Origin of the sequence: Rhizobium sp. CF122 (genome assembly GCF_000282035.1) — a bacterium.
In the GTDB taxonomy this organism is placed as follows: domain Bacteria; phylum Pseudomonadota; class Alphaproteobacteria; order Rhizobiales; family Rhizobiaceae; genus Rhizobium.
Map to the genome: position 1 here is coordinate 94,150 of NZ_AKKA01000068.1, position 26,915 is coordinate 121,064.

A 26,915-nucleotide genomic window follows, 5' to 3' on the forward strand; every position below is an offset into this window, starting at 1 on the left:
GACGCGGCGCCGTGCTACATCTCGATGGGTGCCGGCAGGGGCTTGCGTGTCCGTTCCGGTTTCGCCATGCGCCCGGCAAGCTCTTCCGGCGTGACCAGACCACCGGAGATCAAAAGTTTTGCGGCGTCCTCCGGTGACATGTCGAGCGGAACGATCTTTTCGCGCGGCGTGAAGATCAGAAATCCTGCAGTCGGCACCGGCGTTGGAGGCAGGAACACGCAGACCATATCCTCGCCCATCGCCTTGAACTTCGTCGCGATCTCGCCTTTAGCATCCGTTGATATGAAGACGAGCGCCCAGAGGCCCGGGCTGGGATACTCGATGAGGCCGACCTTCTTGAACGAATTTGTCTTGTCCTTCAGCACGGTCTCGAAAATCTGCTTCACGCTCTGATAGATGCTGCGCACAAGTGGCACGCGCCGCACCAGCGATTCGCTGAACTGAACGATACTCTGGCCGATCAGGTTCTTACCGAGGAAGCCGATAAGCGTGATCGCGACAAGCGCAATCAGCAGCCCTGAGCCTGGCACCGCAAAGTTCAGGTAATTATCCGGGTCGTAGCGAGCCGGCAGGTACGGCTTAACCCAGCTGTCCGCCCACCGCACCACCGACCATGTCAGCCACAGCGTAATGGCGACCGGCGCACAAATGATGAGTCCCGCCAGAAAGTTGTTCCTGATGCGAGTGGCTATCGGCAATCGGGGCAGTTTTTCCGTCATCGCGTGCTGATAACTCCGTTGAGCAGGCCGGCTATCGGAAATCAGCTCCCTCATGCTTTCCTATCTGAAAAGCTGCCAGAAATTGCCAAGCCGCACAAGTCTTCAGGGGCCGCACAAGCGGTCACTCCACCGTGACCGACTTTGCTAGATTGCGTGGCTGATCGACGTCCGTGCCCATGAAAACGGCGGTATGGTAGGCAAGCAGTTGGATCGGCAGTGAGAAGATCATCGGTGCGATGATCTCGTTGACATCAGGCAGCACGATCGTCGCCATCGTAGGCAGCTTCGATGCCGCCGCGCCTGCCTCGTCGGTAATGAAAATGATGCGCCCGCCACGCGCGGCGACTTCCTGCATATTCGATACAGTCTTGTCAAAGAAGCGGTCAAACGGCGCGATCACAATGACCGGCATGTTTTCGTCGATCAGCGCAATCGGCCCGTGCTTGAGTTCGCCTGCGGCGTAACCTTCGGCATGGATATAGGAGATTTCCTTGAGCTTGAGCGCCCCTTCCATGGCAAGCGGGAAGCTCGTGCCACGACCGAGATAGAGGACGTCGCGGCATTTCGAAAGCTCGCGCGACAGGCTCTCCATCTGCGGTTGGACGAGGTTCAGCACGCGGCTCATGATACGCGGCATTTCAGCGAGATGGCGGACCAGTTCCCTTTCCTGCTCCGCGCTGATCGTTCCCCTTGCCTTGCCGGCGCCGAGTGCCAGCGATGCCAGGACGGCCAACTGGCAGGTGAAAGCCTTCGTGGAGGCAACGCCTATCTCTGGGCCTGCCATGATCGGGAAAACGGCATCCGACTCACGGGCTATGGTCGATTCCTTGACGTTGACCACTGCCCCGATCCTCAGTCCGTTCTCCTTGCAGTAACGGAGCGATGCTAGCGTGTCTGCCGTCTCGCCCGACTGCGAGATGAAGAGCGCGGCCTGCGAGGGCGAAAGCGGCATTTCGCGATAACGGAACTCGGATGCGACGTCGATCTCGACCGGCAGACGCGCGTAGCGCTCGAACCAGTATTTGCCGACGAGGCCGGCGAGATAGGCGGTTCCGCATGCCGAGATTGCCAGGCTGCTTGTGGCCTTGAAGTCGATCGCGTTGACGTTGTCGCTTATCGTGTTGCTGGCGAAGTCAACGTACTGGCTGAGGGCGTGCGAGATGACCTCAGGCTGCTCGTAGATTTCCTTCTCCATGAAGTGCCGGTGATTGCCCTTGTCCACCACGTAGGCAGTCGTCTGTGATATCTGCCGCGGGCGCTTCACCTCGTTGCCGGAGAAGTCGAGGATTGTCGCGCCGTCTCGCGTAAGTACGGCCCAGTCTCCATCGACGAGGTAGGTGACCTCATTGGTGAAGGGCGAAAGCGCGATCGCATCCGAGCCTAAGAACATTTCGCCTGAGCCGTAGCCCACCGCAAGTGGCGGGCCGGATCGTGCCGCCATGATCGTGTCGGGGGCGTTCTGGAGCATGATCGCAAGCGCGTAGGCGCCGGTTACCTGGTTCAGCATCTTGAGCATCGCCGCGCGGGGCTCGAGGCCGTCACGGAGATACTTCGCCATGAGGTGGGCGACGACCTCGGTGTCTGTCTGCGTCTCAAAGACGGCACCCTCGGCGGTCAACTCGTCACGCAGTTCGGAGAAGTTCTCGATGATGCCGTTATGGACGACCGCAACGCCCTCGACGAAATGCGGGTGTGCGTTGATCTCGTTGGGAACGCCATGCGTAGCCCAGCGCGTGTGCGCAATGCCGATCGCTCCCGGCAGTGGGTCGCCGTCGAGGCGCTTTTCGAGATTGAAGAGCTTCCCCTCGGCGCGGCGGCGCGCCATCTCGCCGTTATGTATGGTGGCGACACCCGCCGAGTCATAGCCACGGTACTCGAGCCGCTTCAGCGCATCAACGAGACGCCCTGCAACTGGGCTGCTTCCAACGATTCCAACAATACCGCACATAAAAGTCCCCAAAGCCTTCCGTGTTGGAGGCCACTCGTAACGATTCTGTCTTTTTTCTCAATGGCCTCGGCGGTCACTTTCGGTTTCCGCGCGTTACGCGGAGGCTTATGCCTTGGCCTTCTTTGCAGCTTTGATCGCCAGTGCGCGTTCGCGGAGCACGGTTGCCCTGCCCGGCTTCAGTTCCTGGCGAGCACGGCCAAAGGCCAGCGCATCGGCAGGAACATCCACGGTGATGACGCTGCCGGAGGCCACGTAAGCGTTGTCGCCAATGCTGACTGGCGCCACAAGCGAGGAGTTCGATCCGATGAAGGTGTTCGCCCCAATCAGTGTTTCGTGCTTGTTGACGCCGTCATAGTTGCAGGTAATCGTGCCGGCACCGATATTCGCCCCGGCACCGATCTTCGCGTCGCCGATGTAGGTGAGGTGATTGACCTTAGCCCCCTCACCAATCATCCCGTTCTTAACTTCGCAGAAATTGCCGACTTTCGAGCCGTTGGCGAGATCGGCACCCGGCCGCAGGCGAGCGAACGGGCCGACGGCTGCGCCGGCGCTGACATGCGCGCCTTCGATGTGCGAGAATGCATGAATGACAGCGCCGCCGTCGATCGTCGCGCCGGGGCCGAAGACGACGTTCGGCTCGATCAGCGCGTCTTGCCCGATTGCAGTGTCGTAGGAAAGAAACACGGTCTCCGGTGCGATCATCGTCACGCCAGCGATCATCATCTCGTGGCGTCGGCGCTCTTGCCACAGCCGCTCGATCACGGCGAGTTCCGCGCGATTGTTGCAGCCGGTCATTTCGATTTCGGGTGCGTCGACAGCGGTGACACGGCCGCCGACGGAACGGGCAATTTCCACGAGATCGGTCAGGTAGTATTCGCCCTTAGCATTGGCGTTGCCGATGCGGGATAGGAGATCGAGTGCCTTGCGGCCGTTGATCGCCATCAGGCCGCTATTGCACCATTTCACGGCACGTTCGGCATCTGTGGCATCCCTTTCCTCGCGGATGGCGATCAGTTCGCCATCCTTGACGAGCAGGCGGCCGTAACCGGTCGGGCTGTCGGTATGAAAGCCGATGACCACCACATCGCTGCCCTCGGCAAGGCCCTGCCGTGCCGCCTTGAGCGGTCCCTCGGTCTGCAACGGAACATCGCCGTAGGTCACTATAATATCGTCATATCCGCGCGCAATCGCCTCGCGCGCTGCCAGGACCGCATGACCGGTGCCGAGTCGCTCCATCTGCAGGTAGGTTTCGATTTTGACATTCCCGACTTGGGCAGCCTTCGCCACTTCGTCAGCGTCGCGCCCGACGACGAGCGCGACCGATGAAATGTCGCTCTTTGCCACGGCATCCATAACATGGGCGATCATCGGGCGGTTTGCGACCGGATGCAGCACTTTCGATTTCGACGACTTCATTCGCGTGCTATCACCTGCAGCGAGAATGACGGCGAGGCAAGTGCGTTCCATGGTCTGCTCCGAGAATCCGTTGTGTGCGGCCTTGGCTGCCTCATAGCAGCAAGGCACGGGCGGGACAAAGCTCAAAATGGATCAGGCGGATGCCTTGCTCATCGCCGCATAGGCGTCGCGGACGTGATCGCGGCCGTCGATGATCACAATCTCCATGGCCTTTCGGGCGCCCTCAACATCGCCGGCGACGATCGCCTCGACGATGCGCATATGCGTATCGGCTATGTCTGAAAAGCCGTTCTGCGAGGGCGGTGTACTGATGCGGAACATGCCCACCAGCGCTGCCTCGATCAGACTCCCCAACGTTCGCATAAAGGGGTTGTGAGAGGCATCGGCTATGGCGAGGTGGAAATGCAGGTCGGCGAGAGCGAGGCTTTCGCTGGTATGGCCCAGAGCCGCCATCTCCGTTGCCAGCTCACGCAGGTTCTCAATGTCTTCCTTGCTCGCCCGCTCTGCGACGAGACCGGCGGCAAACGGCTCGAACGCTAGCCGGATGTCGTAAAGCTGCAGAAGGAATTCCTCCGTCACGCCGCTGTCGAAATGCCAGGCTATGATCTCACTGTCGAACATGTTCCAGAGGTTTTTTTCCGTCACGCGCGTGCCAACGCGAGCCTTGGCGACGATCATGCCTTTTGCAGCAAGCGTTTTCATCGTTTCGCGAAGGACGGTGCGTGAGACCTTGAAGCGCTGCGCAAGTTCGGCGTCACCCGGCAGAATGCTTCCGACAGGATAGGTTCCAGCAACGATCGCCCTGCCGAGCTCATCCACGACCTGTGCATGGCTCGTTCGCGATTTACGCCCCGTTTTTCCGGTCTCAAGCAATCTATTGCGCAACGAATACCTCCCCGCTCAGGCATACCTCTTATTCATACTGGAAAGGAAGAGAATAACCTTCTGCATTAGAATGAATGCAAAAAGCAAAAGGCCTATCAAGATCTTCGTCCACCAGCTCGAGAGTGTCCCGTCGAAGGTGATATAGGTCTGAATGAGGCCCTGTATCAGGATACCGATGAAGGTACCTGCCACGAATCCCGCCCCTCCGGTCAACAGCGTTCCCCCAATGACGACTGCTGCGATCGCATCAAGTTCGACGCCGACTGCTGCCAGAGAATAACCGGCCGACGTATAGAGCGAAAAAACGATTCCGGATAGACCGGCAAGAAAGCCGGATAATGCATAGATCTGGATCGTCGTGCGCCCGACTGGAACGCCCATGAGCTGCGCCGTCTGTGGGCCGCCGCCGAGCGCATAGACATTGGTACCGAAGCGCGTGCGATGCGCCAGGAATGTGCCGGCGACAAAGACCAGAAGCATGACGCCGCCGATCAGCGTTAGCCGACCACCACCCGGCATCCTGTAGTAGAGGCTTGTCAGCGTTGTGTAGTAGTCGTGATTGATCGGAATGCTGTCGATCGATAGCACGAACGCCATGCCGCGTGCCAGGAACATGCCGGCGAGCGTCACGATGAAAGCCGGCATTTCCAGATAGTGAATGATCGCGCCCATTACCGCGCCGAAGGCGGTTGTGATGATTAGCACCAACACAAACGCAACGAGCGGATGGATTGTGGTGTTTTGCAGGATGACGGCCAGGAAGACACCGGTGAACGCAATGATGGAGCCGATTGAGAGGTCGATGCCGCCCGAGATGATGACAAACGTCATGCCGACCGCTGCGATGCCGAGAAAGGCATTGTCGGTCAATAGATTGCCGATCACGCGGGTGGACAGAATGTTGGGATACTGCAACGTGCAGATTGCGTAGGAGAGAACGAAGATCACGACCGTTGCAAGGAGAGGAAGATATTTCGAGTTCATTGAATCTGCCCTTCCCTGACGCTGCTCGGTCGTCGGCTGAGAACCACGGCCGCCGATTGAACCGCTGGCGACTGAATGACGAGGATCACGATGACGATCACCGCCTTGATGATCAGGTTGAATTCCGGCGGGAATCCTGAGAGCAGAATGCCGGTGTTCACAGCCTGAATGATCATTGCGCCGATCAATGAGCCGAGGATGCTGAAGCGCCCGCCAAGCAGGGAATTGCCGCCTACGACGACAGCCAGGATCGCGTCGAGTTCAAGCCAGAGACCGGCATTGTTTGCATCCGCCCCCTTGATATCGGCTGCTACAATGATGCCGGCAATCGAGGCGCAAAGGCTGCTCAGCATATAAACAGCCATCAGCAGCACCGGCGTTCGCACGCCGGAAAGCATGCTCGCACGTCGATTAATGCCGGTTGCTTCGATCAGCATGCCAAGCGCCGTGCGCCTCACGAGCAGTATTACCAGGGCGCCCATGACCAACCATATGATGACAGGCATGGGCAGGAACGCGAAGGAGCCGCTGCCGAGCGCGATCAGCCCTTCATCGTTGAAGGTCATGATGACGCCTTCGGTGATGAGCTGTGCGATCCCGCGTCCGGCAACCATCAGGACAAGCGTGGCGATGATCGGCTGGATATTGAGGACGGCGACCAGAAAGCCGTTCCATACCCCGCAAAGCAGCCCGACCCCGATCGTTACCAGCAGTGTCATGGCAAGCGAATGACCGGATACGATGGATGATGCGGCAACGGCACCGCAGATCGCGATCACAGCGCCGACCGAAAGGTCGATCCCCTTCGTTGCAATCACGAGCGTCATGCCGATTGCCAGCAAGGCGACCGGCGCGCCGCGGTTCAGCACATCGATCAGGCTGCCGTAAAGCCGATCATTCTGAACTACGACATTAAAGAATTGCGGGAACATCATGAAATTCAAGATGAGAATGACCGCAAGAGCGATGAGCTGCGGCGCCAGCCGAATCAGCAGTGCATTGAGCGACGATCTCATGCGTCCTCCGTCTTCTTTTGGGCGGCGGCGATGGCGTCGACAATGCGCGCTGTGCTGACATTGTCGCCCGTCAGTTCCGCGACGTGCTCGCGATCGCGAAGGACCAAGATACGTGAGCTATAGGCGATAAGTTCTTCCAATTCCGAAGAAATAACGATCAGCGACATGCCCTTCGCGCAGAGATCTTCGATCAACCGGATAATCTCGGCATGTGCGCCGACGTCGATCCCGCGGGTCGGTTCGTCGAGGATCAGGAAGTCCGGATTGGTGGCCAGCCAGCGCGCAAGGATCGCTTTCTGCTGGTTGCCGCCCGACAGCAGACGTATCGGCTTCTCCCTGTCCGTCGTGCGGATGTCTAGGGCATTGATGTAACGATCCGCCAGGGCATTTTGATCGGCGCGAGAAATCGGCCGCGCCCAGCCCCTGCGCGCCTGCAGCGCTAGAGCGATATTCTCGCGAATGGAAAGGTCGCCGATAATCCCGTCCGTCTTGCGATCCTCCGGACAGAAACCGAATCCGCTGCGGATGGCAGCACGTGGATTCGACAGCGTAACCTGCTTACCGTCGACTTGTGCGGTTCCGCTGTCAGCCTGCTCGATCCCGAAAAGCAGCTCGGCAGTCTCTGTGCGACCGGAGCCGAGCAAGCCTGCAACGCCCACCACCTCACCGACGCGGACCTCGAGGTCGAACGGCTTCACCTTGCCACGCTTGCCGTAGCCTTTAAACCTGTATTTGACCGGGCCGGCAGTAACCGAATGCGCCCGCGCTGTTGCTTCGGCATTCGCCAATTCATGACCGAGCATCATCGAGATCAGGCTCTGGCGAGACAGCTCGGATGTTTCGCGGGTGCCCACTAGCTTGCCATTTCTGAGTACTGTGATGCGATCACTGACCTCGTAAACCTGCTCTAAGAAATGAGTAATAAAGACAATACCAAGGCCGCGTTCTTTCAAGTTTCGCATGATGCGAAAGAGCATCGCGACTTCCTGCGTGTCGAGGCTTGCAGTCGGCTCGTCGAGAATGAGGACTTTGCCGGACAAATCGACCGCGCGCGCGATTGCCACGACCTGCTGCACGGCGACCGAAAACCGATCGAGCTGTGCAGTCACATCGACGTCTATTCCATACTGATCAAGGAGTGCCCGCGCCTGCCGGTTCATCGCGCGTGCATCGATCATGCCGAACCGCTTGGGTTGACGGCCGAGGTATAGGTTCTCGGCGATGCTCAGATTGGGGAGGAGGTTAACCTCCTGATACACCGTGCCGATGCCGAGTTTTTGAGCCGCGAGCGTATCGGACGGATTGATCTCGGTGCCGTCGAGAGCGAGCCTGCCCTGGTCGCGGTGATAAGCACCCGTAACGCATTTGATGAGCGTCGATTTTCCGGCGCCGTTTTCACCCAGAAGCGCATGCACCTCGCCCTTGCGCAGCGAGAAATCGACCTTGTCGAGCGCAATGGCGCCGGGGAAGAATTTCGATACTCCGGAGGCAGTTAGAACGTTCTCGAAATCGTGAATCATGAAAGCGGCTTTTCCTGATAGGGACCGACAATGCCGCGCCGTGGACGGACATGAAATCCCGACTGGCATTCGGCAGTTCCGCACCGGCCCGTGATGGACCGGTGCGGCTCTAGCGTCAAAATCAGTAGCCGAGGTTCTTCTTTGACTCGTAGACCTTCATCGGGTCATCAGCCGGCGTATAGAGCTTCGATTCCGTCTGGATCCACTTCGGCGGAGCCTTCTTGTCCTTCAGGTAGGCGTCGAGCACGTCGAATGCGGGACCTGCCATGTTCGGCGTCAGCTCCACGGTCGCGTTCGCCTCTCCTGCAGCCATGGCCTTGAAGATATCAGGAACGGCGTCGATCGAGACGACGAGGATGTCCTTGCCCGGCTTTAGACCGGCTTCCTTGATCGCCTGGATGCCGCCCACGGCCATGTCATCATTGTGGGCGTAGAGCGCGCAGATTTCCTTGCCGCCGTTCTCAGCCTTCAGGAAGCTTTCCATGACTTCCTTGCCTTTGGTGCGGGTGAAGTCGCCGGTCTGGCTGCGAACGATCTTGAAGTTTGCCTTGCCCGCGATGGCCTCCTCGAAGCCCTTCTTGCGTGCGATGGCCGGCGAAGAACCCGTCGTGCCCTGAAGCTCGACAATGTTGCAGGCCTTGTCGCCAACGGTCTTTACAAGCCAGTCACCGGCAACCTTGCCCTCATGAACCTGGTCAGAAGTGACTGCGGTCAGGTAAAGGTCTTCAGGTGCCTTGATCGTCCGGTCGAGCAGAATCACCGGGATTTCCGACTCCTTCGCTTCCTTCAGAACCGCGTCCCAACCAGTCTCAACGACCGGGGCCAGGAAGATAGCATTGACGCCCTGGGCGATGAAGGAGCGGATCGCCTTGATCTGGTTTTCCTGCTTCTGCTGCGCGTCAGCAAACTTCAGGTCCACACCACGCTTCTTGGCCTGTTCCTTCGTGACGGTGGTTTCGGCAGCGCGCCAGCCGGATTCAGAGCCGATCTGCGAAAAACCTACTACCAGCTCTGCAGCCGATGCAGAGCCGAACATGCAGGCAGCCAGAACCGTGGCACCCAAGAGTGCAGTCTTCAATTTCATGATTTCCTCCCAAAGCCGCCTCCCGCGGCACGCATAGGAAAAAATCATATAGTATTACTTTTGTAAATGCACTTTTTGGTATGCGATGCAGAAAAAAAAGGCGCTCGAAACGAGCGCCTTTTCGCATGTGCTAATTGCTTGCCGAAATCACTTCGGCAGCTTGTCGTCCACGCCTTCGACGTAGAAATTCATACCGAGAAGCGTGCCGTCTTCAGCCTTCTCGCCGGCCTTGAGCCACGGCGTACCATCCTGCTTGTTGATCGGGCCGGTGAAGGGATGCAATTCGCCCGACTTGATCTTGGCCTCGGTTTCCTGCGCCATCTTCTTCACGTCATCAGGCATGTTCGTATAGGGCGCCATCGTCAGAATGCCGTCCTTCAGGCCGTCCCAAATCTGTTCGGACTTCCAGCTGCCGTCCAGCAGTTCCTTGGTGCGCTTGATGTAATAAGCCCCCCAGGTGTCGACGATCGCCGTCAGCTGGGTCTTCGGACCCGCCGCGATCATGTCGGATGCCTGGCCGAAAGCCGGGATACCGCGCTCCGCTGCCACCTGCATCGGCGCCGTGGTGTCGGTATGCTGGGTCAGGATGTCGACGCCCTGGTCGATCAGCGCCTTGGCGGCATCAGCTTCCTTGCCAGGGTCAAACCAGGTGTTGGCCCATACGACCTTGAGCTTGAAGTCCGGATTGACCGACTTCGCGCCGAGTTCGAAGGCGTTGATGCCCATCACGACTTCCGGGATCGGGAAGGAGGCGATGTAGCCGGCAAGACCTTTCTTGGACATCTTCGCGGCGATCTGGCCTTGAATGTAGCGGCCTTCATAGAAGCGGGAATTGTACGTCGACACGTTCGGTGCTGCCTTGAAACCGGTGGCGTGCTCGAACTTCACCTTCGGAAACTTCTGGGCGACCTTCATCGTGGCATCCATGAAGCCGAACGACGTCGTGTAGATCAGGGCGCAGCCGGAGCGCGCCATGCGCTCGATCGCGCGCTCCGCATCCGGGCCCTCCGGGACGCTTTCGAGGAACGGCGTTTCGATCTTGTCCCCGAGCTCCTTCTCCAGAGCTTGACGGCCGAGGTCGTGCGCCTGCGTCCAGCCGCCGTCAGTGCGGGTGCCGACGTAGATGAAGCAGACCTTGGTCTTGTCGGCAGCCTGTGCAGCGGAGCCGACGCTCATGACTAGTGCGGCAGTTGCCGCAAGTGCGAGTGCTAGTTTCTTCATTTTAACCCCTGTTGGTTGGAAGCTTTGAAACTCGTTGTTCTTGTTCGTCACCGGTCAGGCACAAACGCCTTGCCAAGCGATGCCGGCGTGTTGATCAACGTCGTGCGCCGATTATGAGAAATGATGATGAGGACGACAATAGTCGCTGCGTAGGGCAGCATCGAAAGAAGCTGTGAGGGAATGCCGATCCCGAAGGCCTGCGCGTGCAACTGGCCGATCGTGACTGCCCCAAAGAGATAACCGCCGGCAAGAACCCGCCATGGCCGCCATGAAGCAAAGACGACAAGCGCCAGAGCGATCCAGCCGCGGCCGGCGGACATGTTCTCTACCCATTGCGGTGTATAGACGAGCGAAAGCTGTGCTCCAGCGAGTCCCGCGCAGGCGCCGCCGAACATAACCGCCATATAGCGCGTGCGAATGACGCCGATGCCGAGCGCATGCGCCGAGCCGTGATTGTCGCCAATCGCGCGCAGCTTGAGCCCGGCGCGGCTCTTGAAGAGGAACCAGTTGATGGCGATCACCAGCACGATCGAAAGGTAGAACACAAGATCCTGGCGGAAGAGCACCGCGCCAAGAAAGGGAATGTCGGAAAGATAGGGAATGTAAATCTGCGGCACTTTGATGCCTGGCACGCCAACATAGCTTTCGCCCAACATGCCGGAAGCGCCAAGCCCTAGGATCGTCAGCGCAAGACCTGTCGCCACCTGATTGGTCACGAGCGTCAGGGTTAGGAAGCCGAAGAGAAGCGAAAAGAGCGCGCCAACCGCAATTCCGGCTAGCAGGCCGATATAGGGCGAGCCGGTCGCCTGTGCTGCCGCAAAGGCGCCGACGGCGCCCATGATCATCATTCCTTCGACGCCGAGGTTCAGGACGCCGGCGCGCTCTGTCACGAGTTCGCCGAGTGCAGCGATGACCAAAGGTGTCGCCGCCGTCATCACCGTCAGAAGGATAGCTTCGAAAATCATTAGGCACTCTTTCCGATGGCCGAATGCACGCGCGACCAGACGATCCTGATCTTGTAGTAGATCAAAGTGTCGCAAGAGAGCACGAAGAACAGCAGCAACCCCTGGAACATGCGCGTTACTTTGTCCGACACGCCGAGCGACAGTTGTGCGGCCTCGCCACCGAGGTAGGTCAGGGCAAGCACAAGGCCCGAAGCAATGATGCCCAGTGGATTGAGCCGCCCCAGGAAGGCGACGATGATCGCAGTAAAACCGTATCCCGGCGAGATCGCCGGCTGCAGATGCCCGATCGAACCCGATACCTCCGAAATACCTGCGAGGCCGGCGAGTGCGCCCGAGAAGAGGAAGCTGAACCAGATCATCTTGCGCGACGAGAAGCCCGCAAAGCGCCCTGCCCTTTCGGCCTGCCCGAGCACCACGATCTCGAAGCCCCGCAGCGTGTATTTCATCATGAACCAGACAAGAACCGCTGCGATGATCGCAAAGGCGAACGCCCAGTGAGCGCGCCCCGACTCTTCCCATATGGCGGGAAGGACTGCCTCAGGCGCAAAGTCGCGTGATACCGGGAAATTCATGCCCTGCGGGTCTCGCCAGGCGCCGCGAACCAGCCAATCGAGAAACAGCTGGGCGATGTAGACCAGCATCAGGGATGTGAGGATTTCGTTGGTGTTGAAGTGTGCCTTGAGCAGTGCCGGAATGGCGGCGAACAGCGCCCCGCCGATCGCTCCCATGATGAGCATCAGTGGCAGGACCACCGGCGAATGCCAATCGTAAAAGACGATCGGCAAGATCGATCCTGCGATTGCGCCCATCGTGAACTGGCCCTCGGCGCCGATGTTCCAGTTGTTCGACCGATAACAGACGGAGAGGCCGACGGCGATCAAGATCAACGGTCCCGCCTTGACGGCCAGTTCATGCAGTGACCAGACCTCCATTAGTGGCTCGATAAAGAAAGCGTCGAGCGCCTCGATCGGATTCTTGCCGAGCAGCGCGAACATGATCACGCCAGCGATCAATGTCAGACCAAGTGCCAGCAGAGGCGAGACGAAGCCGTAGAGCTTCGAGGCTTGCGGTCGCTTTTCGAGTTCAATGCGCATTGGCCGTCTCCGATGCGGTCTTGCTTTCATGCAGGCCGCCCATCAAAAGGCCAATCTTCTCCCGGGACAGTTCTCCCGCCGGGAAGGGCTGAGAAAGTCGCCCCTCAGAAATCACGGCAATCTCCGTTGCGACTTCGAATATTTCGTCAAGATCTTGACTGATGACGACGACTGCGGAACCGTTGCGCGCCAGGTCGACAAGAGCCTGACGAATGCGGCTCGCTGCTCCGGCATCGACGCCCCAGGTCGGCTGGTTGACAACGAGAACCGTCGGCTGGCGGTCGAGTTCGCGGCCAACGATAAACTTCTGCAGGTTTCCGCCGGAAAGTGAGCCTGCCGCCGGGTCCTCGCCGCTTTTACGCACATCCATCGCCTCGGCGATCCGTTTTGTCGCGGTCTTGACGGCGCCGCGGCGGATTACCTTAAGAAAAGCGCCGCTAAGAAAGGCTTTGCGGTCGGATTGGCTGCGTGCCAGCACAAGATTGTCAGAGAGCTTCATGGCCGAGACGGCCGCGTGGCCATGGCGTTCTTCCGGCACGAAACCGGCGCCAAGCAGGCGGCGAGCCGTGATGCCCTGGGTACCGACGGCTTTCTTGCGGATCATGATCGCATCCGGCGAACTCACTGGATATTCTCCCGAAAGCGCATCGAAGAGTTCACCTTGCCCGTTTCCGGCAACGCCCGCGATCGCCAGGATTTCGCCGGAGCGGACCGCCAGAGACACCTCCCTCAGTGGCATCGCGAAGGGGGTGCGTGCGGCAACGGAAAGATTGGTTACCGCAAGCTGGACATCGCCCTTGTTGCCGCGGTCAGGATGCGTAACGGTCGCGACGTCGCTGCCAACCATCATGCGGGCGAGAGAAGCTGGCGTCTCCTGACGTGGGTCGCAGGCACCCGTGACTCTGCCGTTGCGCAAGACGGTCGCGCGGTCGCAGATGCGCTGAACTTCTTCCAGCCGATGGCTGATGTAGAGGACCGATTTACCTTCGGCCTTCAGCTTGAAGAGCGTTTCGAAAAGCTTGTCAGCCTCCTGCGGCGTCAGCACCGAGGTTGGCTCATCAAGGATAATGAGTTTGGGGTTTTGCAGCAACGCGCGGACGATCTCGATGCGCTGGCGTTCGCCGACGGAGAGATCGGCAACGTGGGCATAGGGATCGAGCGGCAAGCCATAGGCGCGCGAGAGCGCCCTTGCCTCTTGCGCAATCCTGCCGATTGGAATGCTGTCGTCGAGCGAAAGCGCGATATTTTCAGCGACGGTCAGCGCCTCGAAGAGCGAGAAATGCTGAAAGACCATGCCGATGCCAAGCTTGCGGGCGTCGCCAGGCGAACCGATCGAAACCGGCTGGCCTTCCCACAGGATATTGCCCTCGGTCGGCTCGAGCACGCCGAACAGCATCTTGACGAGCGTCGATTTGCCGGCACCGTTTTCACCAAGGAGAGCATGGATTTCGCCAGGGGCGATATCGAGGTCGATGTGGTTACAGGCAGCAAAGCTGCCGAAGAGTTTCGTCAGTTGCTGAACCGACAATAACGCACCGGAACCCGGCACATCAGATAACGACACGTTCCCCTCATTTCCCTCTGCCGACCCTGCCCGTTCGGGTCATTATGGGATCAGCAGCGTAGTTCCGGTAGTTTTCCTGGATTCCAAATCCATGTGAGCCCGCCCGACTTCACGCAATGGATAGGTTTGGTTGATATTGATACGCACTTTGTTGCTCAAAACAACATCAAATAACGCGTTTGCACAATTGGTTAGCTCTTCGCGTGTAGCGATGTAGGTGAAAAGCGTGGGGCGCGTCGCAAAGAGCGATCCCTTCTGTGCGAGCATGGCGAGCGTGAAGTTCTCGATCGGCCCGGAGGATTGGCCGAATGAGACGAACATGCCGAGCCGTCTCAGGCAATCCAGCGATTGCGGAAACGTGTCGCGGCCGATCGAGTCATAGACGACGTGGACGCCAGCGCCGTTGGTAATCTCGCGTACACGTTCTGCGAAATTCTCGGTGTTGTAATTGATGACGTGATCGTAGCCATGCTCGAGCGCCAAACGCACTTTGCTGTCCGACCCCACCGTGCCGATCACCGTCGCGCCGAGCGCCTTAGCCCATTGGCCGGCAATGAGGCCGACGCCGCCGGCTGCCGCGTGGAATAAGACCGCAGTACCCGGTCCAACCTTGTACGTTCGGTTAAGCAGATATTGCGCGGTCATCCCCTTCAGCATCATCGAGGCTGCAGTTTCTAGGGGAATTCCGTCCGGAACCTTGACGAGGTGCTTCGTTTCGATGTTTCGCTCGACGCTGTAGGCGCCATCCGAACCGGCATAGGCGACACGATCGCCAACCTTGAACTCCTTCACATCTTGGCCGACAGCTGTAACCGTACCAGCCGCCTCCTTGCCAGTCACGAAAGGCATATGCGGCGCGTTATAGAGCCCAGTTCGGAAGTAAACGTCGATGAAGTTCAGGCCGATGGCGGCGTGTTTGATCTGGACTTCTCCTGCGCGGGGCGGCGGCAGCTCGATATCGATGTATTCGAGAACTTCAGGTCCGCCGGTCTTGCTGAATGAAACCGCCTGCGTTTTCGCCATTGCCTTCTCCTATTCGCGTCCAAGCGCCGGGAAGAACTGCAGCACGGCGCCGATGCAGTAGAGGTAGATACCGCTAAGGATAAAGAGGGCAAGCGCCCATTGCGGGATCACAAAATGCATCAGCAGCGCATACATTCCGAGCGCCGACCATAAGAAGAAGACACCGAGGTTGAGCGGCCTGAGGCGTTGTACGCGGACTGGATGGAGAAAATTGATCGGTAGGAAGGTGAGGATGACCGAGACGAGGACGACGGCGAGTGCTGTGATTGCACTGGCATCGATGACGAACAACGTAAAGACGATCATGTTCCAGACCACCGGGAAGCCGGAGAAGAAGTACTCCTCAGTCTTCATGCCGGTATCGGCGTAGTAGATTGCGCTGGATACAACGATCATGCCTGCTGCCACGAAGGACCATGGCTCACCGATCATGCCACTCTGGTAGAGCGCGAACGCCGGTAGTAAAACGTAGGTTACATAGTCGATGATATTGTCGAGTGTATCGCCCGACCAGTTTGGCAGCACTTCTTTGACACTGACCTTGCGGGCGATCGGCCCATCGATGCCGTCAACGAGAAGCGCGAGGCCCAGCCACCAGAACATATCGATGAACCGATGCTCGGCGGCCGCGACGACGCCCAGAAATGCGAGAAAGGACCCGGATGCCGTCAGAATATGGACGGAGAATGCGCGCATTTCCGCGTAAGGTACGCGCTTGTAATTGAAAATCTTCATGTTTCCCCGAGCAGCCTATGGCGTCCGCGCGCGGCAGACGCGGTTTTTGCCTAATATGCATCCTTTGCTTCGCTTCGCCAGCGCAAAAGCGATGAAGCGTGGGAAGGCCCCGGAATCCTGACCGCGACACGCATATTTCGTGCAGGTCGCCAGAGAAAGAATGGAATACCTTTAATCACGACACTATTTGTAATATCTCGCTGGCATCGAAAACATTGTGCGACGAATACGGGATCCGATACCGAAATGAACGCCCCTGCAAAGACCGAAGACTTCGCCTCCCCGATTCCGGCCGGAGTCTATGCCGAAACCGTGCTCAGCGTGACGCATTATACGGATCGCTTGTTCCGGTTCACGATGACGCGGCCGCAGGGTTTCCGTTTCCGGTCTGGCGAATTCGCGATGATCGGCCTTATGGTTGACGGCAAGCCGATTTTCCGCGCCTATTCGATCGCAAGCCCCGCCTGGGCTGAAGAACTCGAATTCTTCTCGATCAAGGTGCCGGATGGCCCGCTGACCTCGCATCTGCAGGCGATCAAGCCGGGCGACCAGGTCCTGATGCGCAAGAAGCCGACAGGCACGCTGGTGCTCGACGCGCTCACGCCCGGCCGTCGTCTTTATATGTTTTCGACCGGCACCGGCATTGCGCCCTTCGCGAGCCTGATCCGCGATCCGGAAACCTATGAGAAGTACGAGGAGGTCATCCTCACCCACACGACCCGCGACGTGGCCGAACTGAAGTATGGTTTCGATCTGGTCGAAGAAATCAAAAATGACGAACTCCTGCAGGAAGTCGTCGGTGACAAGCTGCGCCACTATGCGACGGTCACCCGCGAGGACTTCGAGTATCGCGGCCGCATTACGGATCTGATCTCGTCAGGCAAGCTCTTCACCGATCTCGGCGTTCCGCCGCTCGATCCATCAATCGATCGTGGCATGATCTGCGGTTCGTCTGCGATGCTGAAGGACACGAAGGATCTGCTGGAAAAGGCCGGCCTCAATGAGGGCGCAAACAGCAAGCCGGCGGAGTTCGTCATCGAACGTGCGTTCGTCGGTTAAATCCCGCTAGATACACTGATCTACGGCCCTTAACAGGGCCGTTTTCAATTATGGCTGCTAAGATAGTTGATCAGCGCGCTCATAGCTTGGCCGGCATCCTTGGACCTTCCCTGCTGAATGGCCCGTATGACCGTGACGTGCAACGAGATGGACTGATCCATTTGGTCGGGACTCTTGGACGCGGACCAGAGCCGACGCGAATGCGTCTGAACCGGTGCAAGGGCTGACGTTATGAAGGCGTTGGGGCAGGCTTCTTCCAGGATTTCGTCAAAGGCCTTGTCTGTGGCGAAGAATGCCGCCAAGTCGCCGGTTGCCGCGCATACTTCCATCGCTTGCGCACATTCGGCCAGCTCCTTGCGCTGCTCTGAGGTGGCGAAGTCGGCGGCCAGTGCGGCCGCAATCGGCTCAAGCTCGCGGCGGACCTGCATGACATTCTCATGGTCCGTCGGCTTGATCTCGGCCACCTGCAATCCGACACGCGGCTTCACCACGATCAACCCTTGCCACGCCAGCTTCTGAATCGCCTCGCGCACGGGTGTTCGACCGTGCCCGGCAAGGTCGATCAAGTGCTTCTCGGTGACTAAAGCACCTGGTTGCAACGTCAGCGTCACGATCGCATGCTCTAGGGTGAGATAGGCAAGGTGACTGAGTGAGTTCTGCATTCGCGTATCCGTGGCTTCGGAAAATGTCTGGTGTCGCGAAGGCGACTGTAAAAGCTCATGATATATCAGCGTTCGCGCGAACGGCAAGCTGGCGCCGAGCGCGGATCATGCTGCAAAATGGAAGAAACCGGACGGCGCCTACTCGTGCCTCAGCGCCTCGATCGGGTTGAGCTGTGCGGCACGGCGTGCCGGGAAATACCCGAAGACCATCCCGATCGCGGCGGAGAACACGAACGCCACGGCGATCATAGTGAGGTTGACCACGAAAGGCACCTTGAGGACGGTTACTGCCCCATAGCCGAGGCCGACCCCTAGCAGGATCCCCGCGACGCCACCGAATACCGACAATGCCACAGCCTCGACAAGGAACTGCAGCAGCACCTGGTTTTCCAGCGCGCCGATCGCCAGCCGTATACCGATCTCTCGGGTGCGCTCCGTCACGGACACCAGCATGATGTTCATGATCCCAATGCCGCCGACGAGCAGGCTGATCGCGGCGACCGCTCCGAGTAGGCTGGTCAACAGCGTCGTGGTGCCGGTCATTGCGTCCGCAATCTGCGTCATGTCATTGACGCTGAAGTCATCTTCGCGACCAGGGATGATTTTCCGACGCTCGCGAAGCAGGTTTTCCGTCTCGTCCTGAACTTTCGTCGTCGAGACACCGTCGCGCGCCGAGATCACAATCATCTGGACATTGGCGTTCGCTTTGCCACCAATCCGGCGTTGATAGACCTTGACGGGCATGACGACGACATCGTCCTGGTCGTTGCCCATGCCGGATTGGCCGCGCTTGGCAAGGACGCCAATGACGCTGCACGAAACCTTGCCGACGCGAATCTGCTGCCCCGTGGGGTCGGCTGCGCCGAAGAGCTGCAAGCGCACGGTCTCGCCGAGGATGCAGCGCGGGCGCCCACGCTCTTCTGCAGCATCGAAGGTGCGGCCGATCGCCATGCCCCAGTCCTGGGCGATGAAATAGTCGTTGGTCGTTCCCATCACGGTCGTCGAACGGCTCTGCCCGCCGTAAATGACCGTCGCGGTCGTCTGGTTGAGCGGTGCTGTGGCGCGCAGGCCATTGACCTGATCGCGGATGGCATCGACATCCTGGACGGTGAAGCGACGGGCCTCAGAACCTGCGCGACCGGGACCGAATTGACCCGGACGTGCAAACAGCATGTTGGTGCCGAGCCTTGAAAGCTCGGCCGAGACCTGGGCGGTCGTGCCGTTGCCGATCGTCACCAGCGCGATGACGGCCGCCACGCCAATGACGACACCAAGCACGGTAAGGAACGACCGGAGCATGTTGCGACTGATTGCGCGCAGCGCGAGTTTCAGCGTCTCAAAAAACATGATCCGCCCTCCCGCGATGCTCGACTTCCGTCTCGAGCTTGCCGTCGATAAAGCGAAGCAGCCGCTGGGCGTAGGCCGCAATGTCCGGCTCGTGCGTGACCATGACGATCGTAATGCCCTGTTCGCGATTCAATCGCGTCATCAAGTCCATGATCTCAATGCTGGTCTTGGTATCGAGATTACCGGTCGGTTCATCCGCCAGAAGCAGCGAAGGTTCCGTCACAATCGCCCGAGCAATGGCGACGCGTTGCTGCTGGCCGCCGGACAGTTCCTGCGTCTTGTGATGTTCGCGCCCGGAAAGACCCACGAGCCCGAGCGCCTCCTTGGCCGTGCGGTGACGCTGGCTTGCATGCATGCCGCGGTAGATCAGCGGCAGTTCGACATTTTCCAAAGCCGACGTGCGAGGCAGCAGGTTGAACCCCTGGAATACGAAGCCGAGCATATGGCGGCGCAGCAACGTCAGTTGGCTGCGGTCGAAGCCCTGTGTCGACACGCCTTGGAAAATGTAATCACCGGCGCTCGGCACATCGAGACAGCCAAGAATGTTCATGGCCGTCGACTTGCCCGAACCGGAGGGTCCCATGATGGCGACGAATTCATGCTCGCGGATCGCCAGATCAACCCGATCGAGGGCGCGAATTGCCGCCTCCCCCTGACCGTAGATCTTCGAGACTTGCTTGAATTCGATGAGTGGCGGGCTCGTCATCGTGACCCTCGCCTATTTCGCCTGCGCGGTGGCGTCGGTAATCACGGCGTCGTTTTCCTTCAGGTCTCCAGAAACGATCTGAGTGAATTGTCCGTCGGAGGACCCCACTTGGATGATCACGGCTCCCGGCTTGTTTGATTTCAGAACCCAAACGCGCCGCTTTGCTCCAGTTAGGGCTTCGCCGCCCTGGTTGCCGGTCCGCGGTCCCATCCGGGGTGGCCTGAGCAATCCGAAGATGCCGCGATTCCGGGAAGATTCTACAGCCGGCGGCGCATAGCGAAGCGCCGAATTGGGTATCATCAGAGTATTCTTGACCGCTTCGACGGTGACGTCCGCCGTGGCAGTCATGCCCGGCCGCAGCAATAGGTCGGCATTGTCGACCGACAGGATCGCTTTGTAGGTCACGACATTGTTCGTTGTCTCTGATGCAAATCGGATTTGCTTGATCTCGGCCGGAAAGGTCCGGTTGGGATAGGCATCGACCGTGAACGTCGCCTTCTGGCCGACGGCAATCTGACCGACATCGGCCTCGTCGACATCGACCTGCAACTCCATCTTCCTCAGATCGCCGGCGATCACGAAAAGCACGGGCGCCGACAGCGACGCCGCCACTGTCGCGCCCGGATCGACCGAACGCGTCAGAACTACGCCGTTGATCGGCGAGACGATCTTCGCTTTGGCGAGGTTGACCTCGGCAAGCCGCAAATCAGCCTCGGCGGAGAGCACAGCAGCGACATTAATGTCCTTGGCAGCAACCGCAGAATCGAACTTGTAGCGCGCGTCCTCAAGGCTCTGTTGTGTCGACACGTTGCTTTGAACGAGATTGCGGAAGCGCTGGAACGAGCTCTGCGCCGACTCGAGGTCAGCTGTGGCCTTCACAACGTTGGCTTTGGCCGAATCAAGCTTCGCACGCGAACTCTTGACGTCGGCTTCAAGCTTGTTCGTATCGAGCGCGGCAAGAACCTCGCCGGCCTTGACCTCGCTGTTGTAGTCGACGTTTACGTCGCGAACCGTTCCGGACAGCTCGCTTGATATATCCACTTGCTCCGTCGGCTGCACGGATCCCGTAGCGGTGACCAACACGGTTAGGTCGCCGCGCTTAACAGGCTGAGTGGCGTAGCTGTATTGGTTGCCCTCTTGCCGCGAATACAAGTAGGTTACGCCGCCGGCGGCAAGAATCAGCAGAAGCAATACCAATAGGCGACCACGCCAACTGCCCTTGGACTGTTTGCGTGAGGCCGCAAGGACGGCCGCCAGATCGGCGCTCGCCTTTGTCGGCTTGGTTTCGTGCATATCCTTGACGTCGTTCATTCCGGCCTCGATCAACGTGCGGCAATGCAGCCGTCAGCAAAATGAGCACGTCGAAGCTGAACGACAGATTAGCATCGGCCCCCGGATTGGCACGAAATGGCGGTGGAATGAAATGAAATCTTGGTAATGAAAGTTCAGTTTTCCGTAGGATCAATTGGCCTCAAGGGCATTGCTTCGTATTGCCCGGTGCCTCCCTCTATCGGGCGCAGCCAGATTTTCGCCGTCTTTGATCCAAAACATTGAAACGACTGGAGATCGATCGGAGGATTCTTCAGTGAACCAATTCGGATCGTTGCGAGCTCATCGCTAAGACTGAGAAGGCATCCGCCACATCGCGGACAGAAGCTGCGACCCGCATAGGTGGATTGCTCGAAGGATCATCTCGGCCAAAACTGCAAAGACGACGAAAAACGGATCCACTCGACTTGCGGCAGTCCCTGCAGTGGCAGCCCGACGCGGAGTAGCCCGCCTCCAACTGCTAGTGCGCCGTGCAGTAGAGGCTGCCCCACTCCGGATGCGCGTTGACAAAATCATCAGTGAGCCGGCAGACGACGCTTGGCGGCCATGAGCAGATCGAGTTCTGTGGCAGATGGCCCAAACTTCTCATAAAGCCGCTTCGCTTCGGTTTCGTCGAGACGATATTTCCTGGTAAACTCACCGAGGCTGTAAGGTCGCCCGCGCAACACTTTTCGGGTCGCCGGCGGTGCAGATGTGGTCACGCTGGTCATTGCATTCTCCTTGGCTGTACAAGGGGCTAGCTAGAGCGTCGCGTGACTTTGTGAAGATATTGAATGGCCCTCAGAAGGGATTGATTCATTTAATTTTTTTTGGGGGAACCTTCTGACGCTTCGTGCATTTATAAGGCGAGATTGTGAGCTGCGCCAAGCGGACGCGGCGGTTGCGAAAGGATGCCCGGATTTTTCCGCTTTCCCCGGGCGGCCAACGAAACGGCAGTCGAGCTTTCGCCCGTCCGGTTCACGATCTCGTTTCCCCCAACTTTGACAAAGCGCCTTCGGGCGCTTTTCTTTTGTGGTCTTTGGACATTGCAAACGCCGGGCTCGCGCAATCAGGTAAAACCGGTGGAAACGAAGCCCCGCATAGGCTGGTAGCTGCCTTTTCAGGCCCGTTGGCAAGAAATGTGCCTAATGCGCAGGGAACGATGATTTTTTGGTTGACCGCAATGGGGCACCTGCATATGTTCCGCGCACTTCCAGCCGGGCGAACCGTTCGGCATCAGGGAGAGCGTAGCTCAGCTGGTAGAGCAACTGACTTTTAATCAGTAGGTCTCGGGTTCGAACCCCGACGCTCTCACCACAATTCAACGACCGAACATAGATTTTGCGGTGAAAAACGCATCGCGCCATTTTACTTGCTCGACTTGCGTAGCTAGTAGCTGCAGGAGCGGCCGTTGCTCGGTCTGAACCCACCCGAACAGGCGGGATTTACAGAGCGATCGTATTGATAGGACGATGAAAATCCGATTGACGAGGTCTGATCGGAGCTTGTGGTGCAGGCTGAAATGATCGCGGAAAGGCTGACCAGTGCTCCGGCTGCTGCAGATGCGAGAAATCTGTTCATTTGAGCTTCTCCTTCCGCGCCACATAGGCCCGCGTGAGGATATATGACACGCTTGATCGTGTGGCTACCACCAGGTCACCGCGCTCGGCCAGCGACGCCGAGGTCGGTCCTTTAAAGAAGTGAAACGCGATGAAGCAGTCCTCAGCTGATTTCAGTCAGAGTGTTTTCTGTTCGAACATCAGCGCTCCACGAAATTAAGATTGGCGCCGTCTCGTTGCAGTATGGCCGTGTTGTCTGCGGGCAGATGCTGGTCTCGACTGTCGTCACCTGTCCACAGATCGTTTCGTGTCCTTGCCCCAAATTTCCAATGTGACACTTATCAATGCGACGTCGCCTTCCGGCTGGCCAGCAACAGAATATAGTCGTCCGCCGCATCCGCGATGGCCATTGCAACCTCCGCAGGCGCCCACCCTTTTTGCTGCGCATCGCGGATGATCTGATGGAGTGCTGGTTCAACATCGGCACGGCAATCGAGCAGACGTTGGTCATGGGTAGTGTCATTACGAACTGACTGTAGATTGATCATAGCTGGAACCCCTCTCATGTGAAGGAAGTTACCATGACATAGATTGCAGGTTGAGCAAGCAAATGCTTAAGGAAGGGCCGTGATTTCGTTGAGAATGAGCTTTTTCGTCTACACAAGCGGGTCGGCAAAACGATTCACGGCATAATCGGCCGTTAAATCGATGAACAGAGCGTGGTTGATTTACGGGGGTGCAGGAAACGGCGAGATCCAGCGTGGCTTGGCCCGACGCGAACTGATCGTATATTGGTATTGTTATTACGTGGCTGATATGGCCGAGTGTATAAAGATTGGTATGCATTTTGGAACGGTCGCCTAGCGTAACGCCCTCCTGATACGGTGTTTATTCTACGGTCTCGCGCGAAATGCAATTGCACGATGCTTCTCTCGTGAAATGCGCGCTTGAGGCGTCTCGAGATGCCCTTCCGAGAATATGCATCTCGATCCCTAGGGATGCTCGACAGCGTCGAGTGTTTCTTGAATGCGACGTCCAGGGGTTGTGCTCAGGTCGATCGAGGGTGCACTATCATCGTCGAATCTCCTTGAGTCGACGAGGTTTGAACTGAACTTGACGACGGGTCGCGTCAGATGGTCTCCCGTAGCGCCTATCTTCGAGCGAACATTTGCGTTGCGCACCCAAACGGATCGCCTATCTTTTTCGTGTGGGAGAATTGAGTCTCAACGCGGGCGCAAGGCTTGCAACATCATTCGTGCTCCAGGCCTATCTCAGGCTACCGGCGGCTTATTGTTCGTATGCGGAGACTCGCTGTCAGAGACCCCTCAATTCCCTCGCTGGCGCTGACTTCGTTTTCTCTGGAGGAAAAACATATGGAAGACGCAGGCGTAGGTTGGGTAGCCGCTATCATTATCGGCGGCATTGCCGGGTGGCTCGCGGAAAAGTTCATGAACAGCAACATGGGGCTGTTGATGAATATCATTTTGGGCATTGTGGGCGCGATCGTCGCCAATGCCATACTCTCGGGGCTCGGATTCGCGCTGGCTGGCTGGCTCGGCTATCTGATTGCCGGCTTTGTCGGCGCTTGCCTGCTCATTGCCGTTGGCCGGGTCATTCGTCGTTAGGCAATCATGCAAAGTCAAAAGCCGGGCGTCAGCACGCCCGGCTCTCGCCTGGTCAAAATGCCGATCGATCTTATCGACGGCTCATCAATCCGAAAAGATAGGCGACACCGGCGGTCACGGCGAGCGCGAAGATAGGCTCCTCCCTTACCTTGTCGCGCAACCGTTCCGTCATGACCGAGGCCTCATCGGCGACGGCGGTCTTGGCGCCGTGTCCAAGCGCCACAACGCTTTCGGACAGGCGTGCAAGGTCTTCGCGCAATGCTGCGACCTGTGCGGAAAGATCGTCTGCCGCGATCTCCGCCTTCACACGCGCGGTTGCGGACTGGGCGGAGGCGGTTTTCATATCGGCCATTGTCTGCTCCTCTTTTTCCGGATGCTGTTCAACGAATTAGCCCGGGAAAGGTTCCGATATCCGGTGGCTTTTGCTGTGCTCGATGCGCTTGTATGATTGCAGATATAGTGCAGATGTTTTCGCGCGATAACCCTTCATTTCCTGCCGGCTTTGTTCTAAGGAACGTCGAATGCTTTGCCCGCGAACGGGCGAATATGATGCGAGGTTTGCGTTTCGATGTTCGATCTTCTGAGAAGAGCTGCTCACACCTGGGTTGCCAAGCTCCTCATGCTGCTTCTGGTCGCCTCTTTCGGCATCTGGGGTATATCCCGCCAGCTGGTATCAGGCGGCAACAGCACGACCGTTGTCAGCGTCGGAGATCAGCATGTGGACGTCAACGAATTTCGCCTGGCCTACCAGCGGCAGGTCGCAAATCTCAGCCAACAGTTCGGGATGCGGCTGACGGCCGATCAGGCCCGCGCCTTCGGCGTTGAACAGCAGGTACTGGCGCAGCTGGTTGCCGGCGCGTCGCTGGATCAGTTGGCGGAAGACATGAACCTCGGTCTGTCGCAGGATCGCCTTGCGCAGCTGATCGGCGATGATCCGGCCTTCAAGGCCGTTAACGGTCAGTTCGACCGCACCCTCTTTGCATCGCGACTGCGCAATGCCGGCATCCGCGAAGACGACTACATTAAGGAGCGCAGCAAGGTTGCCGTTCGCAGCCAGATCGTTGACGCTGTCTCGAACGGCTTCGCGGCGCCGAAGACGCTCGTCGATGCCCTCAAGCTCTATCGCCAGGAAAGCCGCGGCATCGATTACCTGTTGCTGACAAATGCCAATATCGAACCGATCAAGGCGCCCGCCGAGGATGTGCTCGCCAAATGGTTCGAAGGCGCCAAGACGCGCTACCGCGCACCGGAATACCGGAAGGTTGCCTTCCTCAAGCTTCAGCCGGAAGATATCGCCGATGCCGCCTCTGTCACGGATGACCAGATTCGCGAAGACTTTGAAAAGCGCAAGGATAGTTTCCGCACGCTGGAGACGCGCACGATCGAGCAGCTCACTTTCCAGAGCAAGGATCTTGCCAATGCCGCGGTGGCAGCACTGAAAACCGGCACGACTTTCGATCAGCTGGTGACTGATCAGGGCAAGACGGCAACCGACGTATTCCTGGGCGAGTTCTCCAAGGACAAGGTTCCGGATCAAGCCATCGCGGATGCGGCCTTTGCTGTTTCGAAGGACGGCGGAACAACGCCGGTTGTCGATGGTACCTTCGGCCCGGTTGTGCTCCGTGTCAGCAACATCAAGCCTGAGAGCATCAAGAGCCTTGACGAGGTCAAGGAAGAGATCCGCAAGCAATTGGCTGTTTCCAACGCTTCCCAGGAGCTTATCAACGTACACGATCAGATCGAGGATCTGCGCGGCTCCGGCTCGACGCTGGAACAAATTGCAGAGCAGCTTAAGCTTAAGGCAGTCGTGATCGATGCCGTCGACGCCACGGGCCTCGACAAGGATGGCAACGAGGTCAAGGATATTCCGGCCAAGCAGCAGGTTCTTGGCGCGGCCTTCCGGACCGACGCCGGGGCGGACGCTCCTTCCCTTTCGATCGGTACCGACGGCTATCTCTGGTTCGACGTTCGCGACGTGACGCCGGAGCGCGATCGGCCGCTCAGCGAGGTGCATGACAAGGCAGTCGCCGACTGGACCGCCGAACAGCAGAAGCTCGAGCTCGCCAAAAAGGCCGAGGAACTGAAGCAGCAGGCACAGAAGGGAACGCCGCTCGCCGATATCGCCGCACCTCTTGGTATCACGGTCGAAAGCAAGAGTGGCATTACCCGCGGCACCGACGACGCCGTGCTCGGCCGGGCTGGTGTCAACGCCGCATTCTCGGGTCCGATCGACACGATTGCCAATGCCGTCGGCGGCGACCCGACGACGCAAATCCTTCTCAAGGTCACTGAAGTGAACACGGAACCGACGGGTGACGTGCTCAACAATCAGGACCAGCAGATCACAGCAACGGCAAACGCGGCCGGCGACGACATTCTCGATCAGATGGTCAACCTGCTGCAAACGCAGTACGGCGCATCGATCAATCAGTCTCTCGCCGATCAGGCGGCAGTCCGCTAAGGGGAACACAAGCG

General features: G+C 58.5%; 25 protein-coding genes and 1 tRNA gene. 4 read left to right on the forward strand and 22 right to left on the reverse strand.

The genetic code is table 11. The annotated features are described in order from the left end of the window. Positions 1 to 14: 14 nt before the first annotated feature. The 14 genes from PMI09_RS12100 to pcsA all read right to left on the reverse strand — a co-directional run bounded on the left by PMI09_RS12100 (position 15) and on the right by pcsA (position 16,174). Entirely contained in the window at positions 15 to 719 is a 705-nt protein-coding gene (locus PMI09_RS12100; RefSeq protein ID WP_037082866.1) for a DUF502 domain-containing protein, read from the reverse strand. A 121-nt stretch (positions 720 to 840) separates the two neighbouring features. Further along, positions 841 to 2,667, reverse strand: coding sequence for a glutamine--fructose-6-phosphate transaminase (isomerizing) (glmS, locus tag PMI09_RS12105; RefSeq protein WP_007793630.1), 1,827 nt, complete (start codon positions 2,665 to 2,667; stop codon positions 841 to 843). A gap of 105 nt (positions 2,668 to 2,772) precedes the next feature. Continuing rightward, entirely contained in the window at positions 2,773 to 4,134 is a 1,362-nt protein-coding gene (gene glmU, locus PMI09_RS12110) for a bifunctional UDP-N-acetylglucosamine diphosphorylase/glucosamine-1-phosphate N-acetyltransferase GlmU (protein WP_007793636.1), read from the reverse strand. A gap of 81 nt (positions 4,135 to 4,215) precedes the next feature. Further along, on the reverse strand, positions 4,216 to 4,968 hold the full coding sequence (locus PMI09_RS12115; protein WP_007793641.1) for a FadR/GntR family transcriptional regulator: 753 nt from the start codon (positions 4,966 to 4,968) through the stop codon (positions 4,216 to 4,218). 15 nt (positions 4,969 to 4,983) lie between these two features. Beyond that, positions 4,984 to 5,952 (reverse strand): galactofuranose ABC transporter, permease protein YjfF, encoded by a 969-nt coding sequence (gene yjfF / locus PMI09_RS12120; RefSeq protein ID WP_007793644.1) that lies wholly within the window; start codon positions 5,950 to 5,952, stop codon positions 4,984 to 4,986. After that, positions 5,949 to 6,968, reverse strand: coding sequence for an ABC transporter permease (locus PMI09_RS12125; RefSeq protein WP_007793649.1), 1,020 nt, complete (start codon positions 6,966 to 6,968; stop codon positions 5,949 to 5,951). The genes yjfF and PMI09_RS12125 overlap by 4 nt, the downstream gene beginning before the upstream one ends. Beyond that, the gene (gene ytfR, locus PMI09_RS12130) at positions 6,965 to 8,488 is read right to left on the reverse strand and encodes a galactofuranose ABC transporter, ATP-binding protein YtfR (protein ID WP_007793653.1); all 1,524 of its coding nucleotides are present in this window, start codon (positions 8,486 to 8,488) and stop codon (positions 6,965 to 6,967) included. Before ytfR ends, PMI09_RS12125 begins: the two co-directional genes overlap by 4 nt. A gap of 121 nt (positions 8,489 to 8,609) precedes the next feature. Then, positions 8,610 to 9,572: a galactofuranose ABC transporter, galactofuranose-binding protein YtfQ gene (ytfQ, locus tag PMI09_RS12135; RefSeq protein ID WP_007793656.1), complete on the reverse strand. Its 963-nt coding sequence runs from the start codon at positions 9,570 to 9,572 to the stop codon at positions 8,610 to 8,612. Positions 9,573 to 9,719: 147 nt separating this feature from the next. Further along, entirely contained in the window at positions 9,720 to 10,793 is a 1,074-nt protein-coding gene (locus tag PMI09_RS12140; RefSeq protein WP_007793659.1) for a BMP family ABC transporter substrate-binding protein, read from the reverse strand. 47 nt (positions 10,794 to 10,840) lie between these two features. Next, positions 10,841 to 11,758, reverse strand: coding sequence for an ABC transporter permease (locus PMI09_RS12145; protein WP_007793662.1), 918 nt, complete (start codon positions 11,756 to 11,758; stop codon positions 10,841 to 10,843). Beyond that, a complete protein-coding gene (locus PMI09_RS12150; RefSeq protein ID WP_007793664.1) occupies positions 11,758 to 12,852 on the reverse strand; it encodes an ABC transporter permease in 1,095 nt (364 codons plus the stop codon). The genes PMI09_RS12145 and PMI09_RS12150 overlap by 1 nt, the downstream gene beginning before the upstream one ends. Further along, entirely contained in the window at positions 12,842 to 14,416 is a 1,575-nt protein-coding gene (locus PMI09_RS12155) for an ABC transporter ATP-binding protein (protein WP_007793666.1), read from the reverse strand. The genes PMI09_RS12150 and PMI09_RS12155 overlap by 11 nt, the downstream gene beginning before the upstream one ends. Before the next feature lie 42 nt (positions 14,417 to 14,458). After that, the gene (locus tag PMI09_RS12160; protein WP_007793668.1) at positions 14,459 to 15,439 is read right to left on the reverse strand and encodes a quinone oxidoreductase family protein; all 981 of its coding nucleotides are present in this window, start codon (positions 15,437 to 15,439) and stop codon (positions 14,459 to 14,461) included. Between the two features lie 9 nt (positions 15,440 to 15,448). Continuing rightward, positions 15,449 to 16,174, reverse strand: coding sequence for a phosphatidylcholine synthase (gene pcsA / locus PMI09_RS12165; protein ID WP_007793671.1), 726 nt, complete (start codon positions 16,172 to 16,174; stop codon positions 15,449 to 15,451). A 246-nt stretch (positions 16,175 to 16,420) separates the two neighbouring features. Between pcsA and PMI09_RS12170 the strand changes: the two genes are divergently transcribed. Continuing rightward, on the forward strand, positions 16,421 to 17,233 hold the full coding sequence (locus PMI09_RS12170) for a ferredoxin--NADP reductase (RefSeq protein ID WP_007793674.1): 813 nt from the start codon (positions 16,421 to 16,423) through the stop codon (positions 17,231 to 17,233). Between the two features lie 44 nt (positions 17,234 to 17,277). On the opposite strand, the gene PMI09_RS12175 is transcribed toward PMI09_RS12170, so the two are convergent. From PMI09_RS12175 to PMI09_RS12195, 5 genes are all read right to left on the reverse strand, one after another. After that, positions 17,278 to 17,895, reverse strand: a complete 618-nt coding sequence (locus PMI09_RS12175; RefSeq protein WP_007793677.1) for a GntR family transcriptional regulator — start codon at positions 17,893 to 17,895, stop codon at positions 17,278 to 17,280. Positions 17,896 to 18,033: 138 nt separating this feature from the next. Next, positions 18,034 to 19,242: an ABC transporter permease gene (locus PMI09_RS12180; protein ID WP_007793682.1), complete on the reverse strand. Its 1,209-nt coding sequence runs from the start codon at positions 19,240 to 19,242 to the stop codon at positions 18,034 to 18,036. Beyond that, positions 19,232 to 19,948 carry an ABC transporter ATP-binding protein gene (locus PMI09_RS12185; protein WP_007793684.1) on the reverse strand — a complete coding sequence of 239 codons (717 nt, stop codon included), beginning with the start codon at positions 19,946 to 19,948 and terminating at the stop codon, positions 19,232 to 19,234. The genes PMI09_RS12180 and PMI09_RS12185 overlap by 11 nt, the downstream gene beginning before the upstream one ends. 12 nt (positions 19,949 to 19,960) lie before the next feature. Next, positions 19,961 to 21,259, reverse strand: a complete 1,299-nt coding sequence (locus PMI09_RS12190) for an efflux RND transporter periplasmic adaptor subunit (protein WP_007793688.1) — start codon at positions 21,257 to 21,259, stop codon at positions 19,961 to 19,963. Positions 21,260 to 21,792: 533 nt separating this feature from the next. Further along, entirely contained in the window at positions 21,793 to 21,987 is a 195-nt protein-coding gene (locus PMI09_RS12195) for a hypothetical protein (protein WP_007793691.1), read from the reverse strand. A gap of 510 nt (positions 21,988 to 22,497) precedes the next feature. Here PMI09_RS12195 and PMI09_RS12200 point away from each other — a divergent pair. Beyond that, positions 22,498 to 22,573, forward strand: a tRNA-Lys gene (locus PMI09_RS12200). A gap of 72 nt (positions 22,574 to 22,645) precedes the next feature. Here the strand turns inward: PMI09_RS12200 and PMI09_RS32190 are convergent. Further along, positions 22,646 to 22,837, reverse strand: coding sequence for a hypothetical protein (locus PMI09_RS32190; protein WP_081499066.1), 192 nt, complete (start codon positions 22,835 to 22,837; stop codon positions 22,646 to 22,648). A 319-nt stretch (positions 22,838 to 23,156) separates the two neighbouring features. Beyond that, a complete protein-coding gene (locus tag PMI09_RS12205) occupies positions 23,157 to 23,363 on the reverse strand; it encodes a hypothetical protein (RefSeq protein ID WP_007793693.1) in 207 nt (68 codons plus the stop codon). A gap of 825 nt (positions 23,364 to 24,188) precedes the next feature. On the opposite strand from PMI09_RS12205, the gene PMI09_RS12210 reads away from it, so the two are divergent. After that, on the forward strand, positions 24,189 to 24,440 hold the full coding sequence (locus PMI09_RS12210; protein WP_007793700.1) for a GlsB/YeaQ/YmgE family stress response membrane protein: 252 nt from the start codon (positions 24,189 to 24,191) through the stop codon (positions 24,438 to 24,440). Positions 24,441 to 24,510: 70 nt separating this feature from the next. Here PMI09_RS12210 and PMI09_RS12215 read toward each other — a convergent pair whose 3' ends face one another. After that, positions 24,511 to 24,792, reverse strand: coding sequence for a hypothetical protein (locus PMI09_RS12215; protein ID WP_007793703.1), 282 nt, complete (start codon positions 24,790 to 24,792; stop codon positions 24,511 to 24,513). 216 nt (positions 24,793 to 25,008) lie between these two features. Here PMI09_RS12215 and PMI09_RS12220 point away from each other — a divergent pair, with 216 nt between their 5' ends. After that, the gene (locus PMI09_RS12220; protein WP_007793706.1) at positions 25,009 to 26,901 is read left to right on the forward strand and encodes a peptidylprolyl isomerase; all 1,893 of its coding nucleotides are present in this window, start codon (positions 25,009 to 25,011) and stop codon (positions 26,899 to 26,901) included. The last annotated feature ends 14 nt before the right edge of the window (positions 26,902 to 26,915 follow it).